Below are 10,142 nucleotides of genomic sequence, written 5' to 3' on the forward strand. Positions count from 1 at the left end.
TAAAACGTCCGCGTCCGATATTTCATCTCTAACACTCCATCTTTCCAAAAAGACTAAAGTGTTGCGACCACCCGTTGAAACCGCCCCCGCACCGCCGACATTCAGCCCATCAAAACGGCGTTAGAGCACAGATCAGATCAGGAAATTGGTAGGCTGAGCTAGGTAGGCGTACGAACCCTTTAAGTTTCCCGCCCCTCGGAGTTGGCGCGTTCATCTAGAAGCCATTGACGGACTGCGCGAACGGCTTTGCGTCGTCCAGCACGGCTGTTGACCGCAAGATAGTAACCGCCAAATGGAATTTCGACGTCGGAGAGTTCAACGAGTGCGCCCGATTGAACCTCTGGCTCGCAGAGGCATTCATCCATAAGCACAGCACCTAGTCCCGCGACCGCGGATTGGATGGCGAGAAGTGCGCTGAGTGGGTGGGGCAAATCGAGGTCCGGGACGTCCTCAAGTCCTGCCATTTTGAACCATTCGGGCCAAATTCGAAATGTTGCTTCTTCTACTAATGGGCCCTTGGCAAGGGACATAAGGTCCAGAGTCCCATTATTAATGGGCGCGAAGCCTGGTGCCGCATAGGCCCGAACGATCGAAGGGAAAAGCAGGTCATAGCCTGCTGGCGGATCGCTCCGCAAGTAACGCAGCCCAACGTCAAAATCATGCGCTTCAATATCCATGACCTGTGTCGCAACGGAAAGCCTCAGATCAATATCGGTGTGGAGTTTTTTGAGATTGGCGAGCCGAGGCACCAGCCACTTCTGGGCGATGGTGCTTTCGGTCGTCAGCGTAACCGCGCCTTCTGGCGAGACCGATAGCATCTCTGTCGCTTGGGCAATCTGGTCGAAGGCAGGGGTGATTTCTGCAAGGTAGGAATGGCCCTGATCAGTCAGCGCCACTCCTATATTCTCTGAGCGAAAGAGATGCACGTTGAGGCGTTGCTCCAGCCCGCGCACATGGCGAGAGATCGCGGAATGCGACACGTTCAGTTCTTTGGCCGCCTTTGTAAAGCTGCCAAGCCGACCTGCAGCCTCGAAGGCGCGTAATGCGTTTAAGGGAGGAAGAGACCTAGGCATCCCCCTTTGTGACTTTTTGGAACAATTGTTGTCAAGGAACGGCGTTTGAGCATTGGGCCGCGCAGATGCAGTCTGTCTTCGAACTGAAACTGGAGGCAGACATGGAAAACATTTATCAACGCAAGTTTGAGGCTGTCGAAACACCTGACGTGCGGGGTAAATTCACCCTTTCTGCGCGTGGTCGTAAAGCACTGAAAGCTCTTATGCGGCTTTTTGAGCCGCAACTTGACCTGAACCACCTAAATGAGCGGTTACGCGAGGATGCGGGGATAGATGAGCACGAACTGGAAATATCCACAGTCGCAAGAGCACCGTTAATCTGCTGAAAGCCGACCACAATAATTTGTCACTTTGACAACTGGTGCCAACACTTCAAATCCTAGAGAGACATTACTCAGTGAGTGCATCCGAGAAAATCAGGGAACGGCAGCAAAGTCCCGCATGGCAGTCATTTGAGAATGCGCGGCGAACGACTGTAGTCGAGCCCTCAGTAACGGATACTGCGTTTCGAACTGATGCCTGCTTTCGCGAATTTTCTGCACAATTGGTTCGCAACGAGACGTGCCCGTCTTTACTTGTAAGACTTGCGATAGCTCGCGGGTGTTTGTCCAAGCCAACGTTTGAAAGCGCGGGTGAATGAGCTTTGTTCGGAGAACCCGGTTAGAAAGGCGATGTCCGCGAGTGAATACTCCTCTTCGCGCAAAAGACCTTCGGCAAGCTCGCGCCGCGTTTCCTCGGTCAGCGTCTGGAAGCTTAGGCCATGCTCGGAAAGACGTCGGTGGAAGGAACGGCCGCTCAATCCCAAACGCCTTGCAATATCTGTCATGAGTGGTGCGCCTTCATTCAAAGCTTGCGCGATCGCGCCCTTGGTTTCGGTTACAAGCGGAGGCACCGGCTTGAATTCAGAAAGCTCTGTTTCCAGATCCGAAATAAGGTAGCGCGATATTCCCTCGTCTCCGAGGATATTTGGGCGCTCCATCGCTTCGTTTGATATCAGAACCGCATCGAGATCTGCTTCAAAGGTGACGGGGCAGCCAAACCAGTCTACGTGAAACGCCTTGGACTTTGGCGCGGGATGCTGAAGGAACACTTCGGTCGGAGAAAACGGCACCGGGCAAACCTGCCTGCTGAGAGATACGCCGCTTGCCAAGGTGGCCTCGTTTGACAGGCGCAAACCTAACCGTCGCTCGCCCGCTCGATGCAGGATGAAGAGCGTGCCGCGCGGGTCCGGGCGCAGCTCGTAGGATACAACACCGGTCCAAAGGCGCGCATAACGCTGAATGCGTGAGCAGGACCCATAAAGCGTAGGTGCCGCTTTCCACGCAAGGCCAAGGGCTCCGTATTCATCGCATTTCATCGACGCGCCCACATGCACGGGCAACTCAGTCACATCGACCTCTTTGGCCATAGCTTCGAGCATGTCGTAATACGTCACCGCTGGGATCATGACCTTCGGGTCCCAGGGCGCGTCATGGTCAATTCCAGCTGACGCAAGCGTTGTCTTGGAGTCGATAGCGGACCCGGCGGCGGCGACCATCTTACGTGCGAAAAGGGAAGTTACATAGGCCATTGTGAAAAGGGTTTCGCTAATTAGATGCGGCTCATAGAAATACAATATCAGCAATCCTATGCGATGTCACAGAACACGTTCCCCGTCAGATACTCCAAAGAACTACGGACCAGCCAATTGACGCGTTCTTTGGCAGGTGCGGTCAAAACCTTGGCATTCTGGGTCAATATTCCAGACGCCAACAAGGCCTATTCCTTGGTCACAGAGTTCAACCAAGGAGAAATAAAATGCCCACCCAACCTATCCTCGTCGTCGGCGCAACTGGCAAAACGGGTTCACGCGTTGCTACCAAACTTGAAGAAAAGGGTGCTGACGTGCGCCGTGGATCGCGAAACTCGGAAACTCCTTTCGACTGGGGAAATCCGGCCACATGGGCCCCTGCGCTCAGCGGCGCCGCCAAAGCTTACGTGACCTACTTCCCCGATCTCGCCTTCCCGGGTGCTGTCGAGAAACTTGAAGCCTTCACCAAGGTCGCTGCTGCCAGCGGCCTGAAGCATATCGTTCTTCTGTCAGGTCGCGGTGAACATCACGCGCGGCTCGGCGAAGAGGTCGTGCGCGCTTCGGGCATCCCGTTCACGATCGTCCGCTCCGCCTGGTTCGCGCAGAACTTCAGCGAGGGCTACCTGCGCGATCCGATCCTGGCAGGTGTGCTTCCCATGCCTGGCGGTGACATCGCCGAACCGATCATCAATATCGATGACATTGCAGATGTAGCCGTCGCTGCCCTGATGAAAGAGGGCCATGAGGGCGAGCTATATGAAGTCACTGGCCCGCGCTTGATGACATTCGCTGAGATGGCCGACGTGCTTGCAAACGCGACTGGGCGACCGATCCAACACATCCCCATCTCGTTCGAGGATTTCCACACCAACGTGGCACAAGCGGGCGGAGACTTCGTTGCGGATGTCTTCACGGCCATTGCGCGGGAAACGCTTGATGGACGCAACGCACATACGTGCGACGGCGTGGAACGCGCCCTTGGCCGCAAGCCTCGCGACTTTACCGAATTCGCGACCGCCGCTGCCTCTTGGGGTGTTTGGAACAACGCCGCGTGACCCCCGCCTCACAGCGAAAGGACATTCCATGTCACTGACACGTCTTGAAAAAATTACCCTCGGTATCTCAGGCCTGACCGCCGTCGGCATCGGCGGGTTCATCATGGTCGCGCCGCACGCGTTCTATGCCAGCTATGGCATCACACTTGGCAATGACGCCAGTTTGCTTAGCGAACTTCGCGCACCAGCGGCTGGCCTCGTCACTCTGGGCGTCCTCATGATTGCGGGCATCTGGCGCACTGCCATGGCACAGCTGGCCGTCGCGTCAGCACTGATCGTCTTTCTGGCCTTTCCGGCAGGACGTCTGATCGGTTTAGCGGTTGATGGCATGCCATCGGGCGGCATCATTGGTGCGCTCGTGTTGGAAATAACTATTGCGATCCTATGCATCATTGTCTTCCGCCGACGCTTCTTGCGCGCAACGCCCGGCCTTACTGACGTCCCCGCGCTGTCCTGATCTTCCTGCAGCGGCGCATTCCTCTCAAAGCGCCGCTGCCTATCCAAAAAAGGAGAAATTCATCATGTCACCCATTGTCTTCATTCTTCTACAACTCTCAATCGTCGCCTACGCCTTTGTCGGCGGTGTGTTCTTGGCATTTTCCGACTTCATCATGCGCTCGCTGGCCCATACGGGCGGCGTAGGGGGCGTCGAGGCGATGCAAGTGATCAACCGCGAAGTCTTCCGGTGGATCTTTATGGCGCTCTTCCTCGGGATGGCTGCTGTATCGGTCTTTACTGTGATCTACAGCGCGACCAATCTTGCTGGTGGTCCGGGCTTGCTGATCTTGTCAGGCGCGCTTGTCTACCTTCTGGGTTGCTTCGCTGTCACGGTGTTCTTCAACGTGCCCATGAACGAAGCACTTGCAGGCATGGACCTGACCTCCGAGGCAACTAGGGACTACTGGACTGGAACTTACCTGCCACGCTGGACCACTTGGAATTCAGTGCGAACAATTGCCTGTGCGCTTTGCGCCGTCTTGATGCTCTTCGGGCTTGTCTGGCTTACACGGGTGCAGATGCGCCTTGCATGATTTCGGATCGGTCGCCTTCGAGCGATGCGGCCGTCCCTCAAAGTGGCTGAAGGACAAATACAAAAAAGGGAAAGAAGACCCGACATGGCCGAACACTCACCCACCCTTTACATGTTTTGCGGCAAGATCGCATCTGGCAAGTCCACCCTCGCTTTTGAACTCTCGCAAGCGCCGAACACTGTATTGATCTCAGAAGACAAATGGCTTGGTGCATTGTTTGCAGATCAGATGTCGACGGGCGCCGATTACCTTCACTATTCATCGAAGTTTCCGACGGTCATGGCGCCGCATGTCGCGGCACTCTTGGGTGTTGGCATTTCGGTCGTGCTCGACTTCCCGGCAAATACTGTTGCGCAACGCCGATGGATGCGGAACATCGTTCAGCAAGGCGGTTTCGCGCACTAGATGCATGTCCTTGATCCACCCGACGACGTCTGCCTTGAACGCCTGCACGCCCGGAACGCCGAAGGTGAACACGAATTTTCGGTGACCGAGGAGCAGTTTCACAAATTCGCAAAGCACTTCGTGCCACCGACAAAAGACGAGGGGTTCAACGTCATTCAGCATCGAGACGGAGATTTCCGCGATTTATCAAAATGACCGCCTTTTGTTTCGAAAGACTGTAACCTGGACAGACCGGCGTGACACTTGCCGGTGTGAGCGCCGGGGCGGTCTGCTGGTTCGATGCTTTCCTTTTCAACTCGGGCCAGGGTCCGATGCGTCCAATCTCCGGTCTGGGTCTGATTCCGATGGGTGCCTGCCCGCATTACTCGACCGAAACGGACCATAGTGCGGCACTGCAAATGGCTGTCGCGGCGGGAAAGATGCCAACAACCCTTGCGATCGACGGTGGCGTGGCGGTGGTGTTTGAAAACGGTCGCCCGTTGGCGATTTTCAGCGTAACGCCCGGCGCAGGTGCCTATTGCGTCAGTTGAACGACAACAGGGGCAACCGAGGTGCTATTAGCGCTCGGATGAGTTCGCGGCTTCGCCAAGAATCCAGTCCTGAACGACCGAGACTTCACGCGTTCTCGGGCTGCTGGGGCGGCTCAGCAAAAAGAATGATCGCTCAGGCATCAGCTCTATGTCAAAGGGTTTTTCCAACCGCTGGCTCTCAACATCCTCGCGCACAAATGGGAACACCCCCAGCGCCACCCCTTGACCGTCAAGGGCGGCCTGAAGCACTAGGTTGGAATCGCGGATCTTAGTTTCAGCCACCGGGTCGAATTCGCCGACACCGGCCAGTTTGAACCAAGCCGTCCACTCCGATTTGTCGCGCTGGTGGATCAAAGGAAACCGAGCAAGATCGGCGGGCGTTGTCAGACCTCCTAAGGCTTCGGCCAGATCGGCCCGAACAACCGGCGCATAAGTGATGTCGAGCAGTTTTTGACTGTTTAGCCCAGACCAGTCCCCGGTGCCCCAATCGACGGCAAGGTGGGATGTCATCATCGCCGCATCCGTGATCCTTGGGCTTTCGTGCAGGACGAGGTCGATCCTGGGGTACATTTGTCGAAAGCGCTCTAATCTTGGTACTAGCCACCGCGACCCGAATATTGGGCCAACAGCCAGCGTGACGGATTTGCGCCCGGGGTTCATATGCACCTCGACCTCGGCCCTGATATCGTCAAAGGCACGGGTCACGACCTGACTGAGGGATCGGCCTTCATCGGTAAGAACCACAGCTCGGGTCTTGCGAATGAACAGCTTGCATTTCCAGTCCGCCTCAAGCTGCCTGATCTGGTTGCTGACAGTTGTGGCACTGACACAAAGCTCGTCCGCGGCCTCTTTGAAGCTGAGCCTGCGCGCCGCGACTTCGAATGTGCGCAAGGCCGTCAAAGGCAAGTTTCTGGCGCTTCGCTGCAAAGGCCACCCCCATGGATACTGTTTTCTTTATCTATATCGCCCCGACAATTTACTTGTCGAGAGAGTTTACCATTGCAAGGTTTGCAGGTGAGCTGAAAGAGATCGGGAAAATGAACAAAACCTCCCCACGCCGACGCCGACGCCAGAAAAGCGATACTGCACCGGCGGCACATCGGAGTGCCCCCGTGACCGGGCACCTGAGACCGCTCAGCGCAGACGACATGACCCGCATCGATGCCGCATCTCGTGATATCCTTGAGCAGGTCGGGCTTAGCGATGCCTCCCCTTCAACGATCGAGGCGTTGGTCGCCCGAGGCGGGCGCGTGACAGAGGACAGGCGGCTTCTTTTCCCGCAATCCCTCGTCGATCAGGCGCTCTGTGGGCTTCGCCGTGATTTCACCTTGTGCGGTCGGAACCCGGTCCACGACATCGAAATGACCACGGCGAGGGTCCACACCGGGTCGGGCGGTGCGTCGCCCATGGTTGTCGACCTGCAGGACGGATCATATCGCCCGGCGACACTGGCCGATCTCTACGATGCGGCCCGCCTTGTTGACACGCTTGATAACGTTAAGTTTTTCTCGCGTTCGATGATTGCTGGTGACATAGAGACGGCTCGGGATCTGGATATCAACACCGCCTATGCCGCCCTGACCGGCACCTCCAAGCACGTCATGACTTCGGCGAGCGAAGCCGCCCATGTGCGCGCCATTGCCGAGATGTGTTTTCTTCTGGCAGGGTCAGCTCAAGCCTTTTATGCACGGCCCTTCCTGTCGCTGAATATCAACCACGCGGTGCCGCCCCTTCGGTTCGACCCGGAGGCCTGCGACGTCCTGCTGACCGGTGCCCGTCTTGGCCTGCCGGTCATGGTCAACACTTTCGGACAAATGGGTGCATCGAGCCCGGTCACGATCGCCGGTTGCCTGGCCCAGACCAATGCCGAGACACTGGCGGGTATGGTTCTTGCCTGGATCGCAAACCCAGAGGTGACGGCCATCTATGGCGCCCGCCCGATGGTGACCGATTTGCGCTCGGGTGGTATGGCGGGCGGTAGTGGTGAACAGGCCATTCTGACGGCTGCAGCAACACAAATGGCACAGTACTACAAACTACCGAACTCGACAATTGCAGGGGCCACCGACAGCAAGATCGCCGATGGGCAGGCTGGCTATGAAAAGGCACTCTCAGTTACCATGGCAGTTCAGGCTGGTGCAAATCTGGTGACCCAAGCCGCAGGGACGCAGGCCGGGTTGATGGCGACTTCGTTCGAGGCCTATGTCATCGACAATGACATGCTGGGTGCTATTCTCAGCGCCGCCTCACCAATCGAGGTCAATGACCAGACGCTCGCCGTCGACGTGATTGCCCAGACCGTACGCGGCGAGGGCCATTTTCTCGGCCATCCGGAGACTTACGCAAGGATGAAGTCGGATTTCGTTTACCCCGCACATGCGGATCGGCAAGCCCCAGAAGCGTGGGTTGCCAGCGGCACGCCGACCATCAACAGTGCAGCCCGCCGCACCGCCGAAACCACGCTGGCAAACCATTTCCCCAGCTACATTTCTCCTGAATTGGATCGGGACCTGCGGGCGCGTTTCGATATCCGGCTACCACAGGAAAGGATGCGCCAATCATGAAAATTCTGGTGATGGGCGTCGGTGCGATGGGCTCGGTCTATGCCGCGTTGCTTGCCGATGCCGGGCACGAGGTCTGGGCCGTCGATACCTGGGCGGAACATGTCAATGCCATCAACGCGCAAGGCCTGCGGCTGGAAGGTGCCAGTGGCGACCGGGTGGTCAAGTCGATCCGGGCGACAAGCGACGTCACAGATGTCGGCCCCTGTGATCTGTGCCTGATTGCCACCAAGGCGTCGGGGGTGGGGCCTGCCGCACGGGCCGCCGCCCCAGTGATTGGTCCCGACGCGCTGGTCCTGACCATCCAGAATGGGCTTGGATCTGGCGACCGGATCAGGCAACATATCGCAGCGGACAATGTTTTGCTGGGGGTCGCCGACGGGTTTGGTGCGTCGATGAAAGGACCGGGCCACGCCCATCACAACGCCATGAAGCTGATCCGTATCGGAGAGTTGGGTGGTGGTATCACACCGCGTCTGATCGAGGTGGAAAAGGTCTGGCAGGACGCTGGGTTCGATGCCCGCGCATTTGAAAACATCACCCAACTGATCTGGGAAAAGTTCCTATGCAATGTGACCTTCAGCGGGCCTTGCACGGTTTTCAATGAAACTGTTGGCGAGCTGATGACCAATCCCGAGCACTGGGTCATCGCGCTTGGCGCAATGAACGAGGCTTTTGTGATCTCCCGCGCCAAGGGTATTCCTTTGGGGTTCGATGACCCTGTGGCGTATGTCACCGCCTTTGGTATCGGGATGCCAAAGGCGCGCCCGTCGATGCTGCTTGATCACATGGCGGGGCGCGCGTCGGAACTGGATGCGATCAACGGCATTGTCCCCTTTCTGGGCCGCGAGGTCGGTGTGCCAACCCCTTACAACGACACACTCACGGCGATCCTGCGGCAGCGTGAAAGTCAATTTGCGGGGGCACCGACATGAATATCGGATCATTTCTTCTGGGCGACAGGCCGCTTTATGGTGTGTTTTCCGGCCCATCCGTCACCCCGGCATGTGCGGATTTTCTAGCCAGATACCCGACACTGCGCAACGTGCTGGATGACGATGCGCTGGCGCTGCTGCAACAGGAAAGTGCCAGTAATGCCCCTGTTCCAGTCTCAGATATCACCTTTCTTCCACCCATCCCCAACCCTCGCAAGATCATTTGCGTTGGCATGAACTATCGCAAACCCTATCCGGTCGATGGGGTGACCCCTCCGGATCCGGACAACATCAACCTCTTTGGCAAAGAACGCGAGGCGATGCTGGCGCATGGTGAAGCGCTCGAAAGACCGGCGGGCACCGCGGCAAACAGCTTTGACTATGAAGGCGAGATCGCCGTCGTCATCGGTCGCACGGCGCGCCATGTCCCGTTCGAAGACGCAATGGGCTACGTTCTGGGATATGCCGCATTTAATGATGGATCGGTGCGCGACTGGCAAAAACACTCTGTTTACGCAGGAAAGAACTTTGCCCGTTCGGGTGCGTGGGGGCCGTGGATCACAACCGCCGACGCGCTGCCGCCTCCGCAGGATCTGGAGCTGACCGTCGCGTTGAATGGCGAGGTCGTGCAACAGGCGTTTGGTCGCGAGATGGTTTTCTCGATCGCCGAACAGATCGCCTATGCGTCACACCTGTTCACGTTGCGGCCCGGCGATGTCATTGCCACCGGATCGCCGGACGGGACCGGTGGAAGCCGCAATCCGAAACGCTATCTCACTGCCGGAGATATTGTGGAGGTCTCGATCGGTTCCGCTGGTACATTAGTCAATTCGGTCTGCGCTGGCTCCGAGCGTCAGTGTCTAGCCCCCAATTTCAGTACCAGTAATTTTCGTTTTCTCTAATAAGGTTTCAAGCACTGGCGGGCGCATGTTCAATGCGTGATGTGGTCTTATCCGGTTGTATTGCCTGAGCCAAACATTGA

At 57.2% G+C, this 10,142-nt stretch carries 13 protein-coding genes; 10 read left to right on the forward strand and 3 right to left on the reverse strand.

Annotated features, from left to right (window positions below; genetic code table 11):
* Positions 1 to 179: 179 nt before the first annotated feature.
* Positions 180 to 1,073: a LysR substrate-binding domain-containing protein gene (locus tag J4E70_RS18880; protein WP_213891445.1), complete on the reverse strand. Its 894-nt coding sequence runs from the start codon at positions 1,071 to 1,073 to the stop codon at positions 180 to 182.
* 101 nt (positions 1,074 to 1,174) lie between these two features.
* On the opposite strand from J4E70_RS18880, the gene J4E70_RS18885 reads away from it, so the two are divergent.
* A complete protein-coding gene (locus J4E70_RS18885; RefSeq protein ID WP_213891446.1) occupies positions 1,175 to 1,399 on the forward strand; it encodes a hypothetical protein in 225 nt (74 codons plus the stop codon).
* A gap of 245 nt (positions 1,400 to 1,644) precedes the next feature.
* Here J4E70_RS18885 and J4E70_RS18890 read toward each other — a convergent pair whose 3' ends face one another.
* On the reverse strand, positions 1,645 to 2,643 hold the full coding sequence (locus J4E70_RS18890) for an AraC family transcriptional regulator (RefSeq protein ID WP_213891448.1): 999 nt from the start codon (positions 2,641 to 2,643) through the stop codon (positions 1,645 to 1,647).
* A gap of 227 nt (positions 2,644 to 2,870) precedes the next feature.
* Between J4E70_RS18890 and J4E70_RS18895 the strand changes: the two genes are divergently transcribed.
* From J4E70_RS18895 to J4E70_RS18915, 6 genes are all read left to right on the forward strand, one after another.
* A complete protein-coding gene (locus tag J4E70_RS18895; RefSeq protein ID WP_213891450.1) occupies positions 2,871 to 3,698 on the forward strand; it encodes a Rossmann-fold NAD(P)-binding domain-containing protein in 828 nt (275 codons plus the stop codon).
* A gap of 28 nt (positions 3,699 to 3,726) precedes the next feature.
* A complete protein-coding gene (locus tag J4E70_RS18900; protein ID WP_213891452.1) occupies positions 3,727 to 4,155 on the forward strand; it encodes a DUF4345 domain-containing protein in 429 nt (142 codons plus the stop codon).
* Positions 4,156 to 4,219: 64 nt separating this feature from the next.
* A complete protein-coding gene (locus J4E70_RS18905) occupies positions 4,220 to 4,729 on the forward strand; it encodes an anthrone oxygenase family protein (protein WP_213891455.1) in 510 nt (169 codons plus the stop codon).
* Positions 4,730 to 4,813: 84 nt separating this feature from the next.
* The gene (locus J4E70_RS19775; protein ID WP_485062661.1) at positions 4,814 to 5,134 is read left to right on the forward strand and encodes a P-loop nucleotide/nucleoside kinase family protein; all 321 of its coding nucleotides are present in this window, start codon (positions 4,814 to 4,816) and stop codon (positions 5,132 to 5,134) included.
* A complete protein-coding gene (locus J4E70_RS19780; RefSeq protein WP_485062662.1) occupies positions 5,135 to 5,329 on the forward strand; it encodes a hypothetical protein in 195 nt (64 codons plus the stop codon).
* Positions 5,330 to 5,370: 41 nt separating this feature from the next.
* The gene (locus J4E70_RS18915) at positions 5,371 to 5,664 is read left to right on the forward strand and encodes a Type 1 glutamine amidotransferase-like domain-containing protein (RefSeq protein ID WP_213891456.1); all 294 of its coding nucleotides are present in this window, start codon (positions 5,371 to 5,373) and stop codon (positions 5,662 to 5,664) included.
* A 27-nt stretch (positions 5,665 to 5,691) separates the two neighbouring features.
* On the opposite strand, the gene J4E70_RS18920 is transcribed toward J4E70_RS18915, so the two are convergent.
* On the reverse strand, positions 5,692 to 6,564 hold the full coding sequence (locus J4E70_RS18920; protein ID WP_213891458.1) for a LysR substrate-binding domain-containing protein: 873 nt from the start codon (positions 6,562 to 6,564) through the stop codon (positions 5,692 to 5,694).
* Between the two features lie 38 nt (positions 6,565 to 6,602).
* Here J4E70_RS18920 and J4E70_RS18925 point away from each other — a divergent pair, with 38 nt between their 5' ends.
* Genes J4E70_RS18925 through J4E70_RS18935 form a run of 3 tightly spaced genes read left to right on the forward strand, consistent with a single transcriptional unit; the run spans position 6,603 to position 10,062 of the window.
* Positions 6,603 to 8,228: a trimethylamine methyltransferase family protein gene (locus J4E70_RS18925; protein WP_246531874.1), complete on the forward strand. Its 1,626-nt coding sequence runs from the start codon at positions 6,603 to 6,605 to the stop codon at positions 8,226 to 8,228.
* Entirely contained in the window at positions 8,225 to 9,160 is a 936-nt protein-coding gene (locus J4E70_RS18930) for a ketopantoate reductase family protein (RefSeq protein WP_213891460.1), read from the forward strand. Before J4E70_RS18925 ends, J4E70_RS18930 begins: the two co-directional genes overlap by 4 nt.
* Positions 9,157 to 10,062 (forward strand): fumarylacetoacetate hydrolase family protein, encoded by a 906-nt coding sequence (locus J4E70_RS18935; protein ID WP_213891462.1) that lies wholly within the window; start codon positions 9,157 to 9,159, stop codon positions 10,060 to 10,062. The genes J4E70_RS18930 and J4E70_RS18935 overlap by 4 nt, the downstream gene beginning before the upstream one ends.
* Positions 10,063 to 10,142 lie beyond the last annotated feature (80 nt).

Source organism: Pseudohalocynthiibacter aestuariivivens, assembly GCF_018457175.1.
GTDB lineage: Bacteria > Pseudomonadota > Alphaproteobacteria > Rhodobacterales > Rhodobacteraceae > Pseudohalocynthiibacter > Pseudohalocynthiibacter aestuariivivens.

What these genes read in the sequence shown, in the direction of transcription:
- J4E70_RS18890 (WP_213891448.1), bottom strand. Translation starts at nt 2,643, where the DNA reads ATGGCCTATGTAACTTCCCTTTTCGCACGTAAGATGGTCGCCGCCGCC.
- J4E70_RS18905 (WP_213891455.1), top strand. Translation starts at nt 4,220, where the DNA reads ATGTCACCCATTGTCTTCATTCTTCTACAACTCTCAATCGTCGCCTAC.
- J4E70_RS19775 (WP_485062661.1), top strand. Translation starts at nt 4,814, where the DNA reads ATGGCCGAACACTCACCCACCCTTTACATGTTTTGCGGCAAGATCGCA.
- J4E70_RS18885 (WP_213891446.1), top strand. Translation starts at nt 1,175, where the DNA reads ATGGAAAACATTTATCAACGCAAGTTTGAGGCTGTCGAAACACCTGAC.
- J4E70_RS19780 (WP_485062662.1), top strand. Translation starts at nt 5,135, where the DNA reads ATGCATGTCCTTGATCCACCCGACGACGTCTGCCTTGAACGCCTGCAC.
- J4E70_RS18895 (WP_213891450.1), top strand. Translation starts at nt 2,871, where the DNA reads ATGCCCACCCAACCTATCCTCGTCGTCGGCGCAACTGGCAAAACGGGT.
- J4E70_RS18930 (WP_213891460.1), top strand. Translation starts at nt 8,225, where the DNA reads ATGAAAATTCTGGTGATGGGCGTCGGTGCGATGGGCTCGGTCTATGCC.
- J4E70_RS18900 (WP_213891452.1), top strand. Translation starts at nt 3,727, where the DNA reads ATGTCACTGACACGTCTTGAAAAAATTACCCTCGGTATCTCAGGCCTG.
- J4E70_RS18935 (WP_213891462.1), top strand. Translation starts at nt 9,157, where the DNA reads ATGAATATCGGATCATTTCTTCTGGGCGACAGGCCGCTTTATGGTGTG.
- J4E70_RS18880 (WP_213891445.1), bottom strand. Translation starts at nt 1,073, where the DNA reads ATGCCTAGGTCTCTTCCTCCCTTAAACGCATTACGCGCCTTCGAGGCT.
- J4E70_RS18925 (WP_246531874.1), top strand. Translation starts at nt 6,603, where the DNA reads ATGGATACTGTTTTCTTTATCTATATCGCCCCGACAATTTACTTGTCG.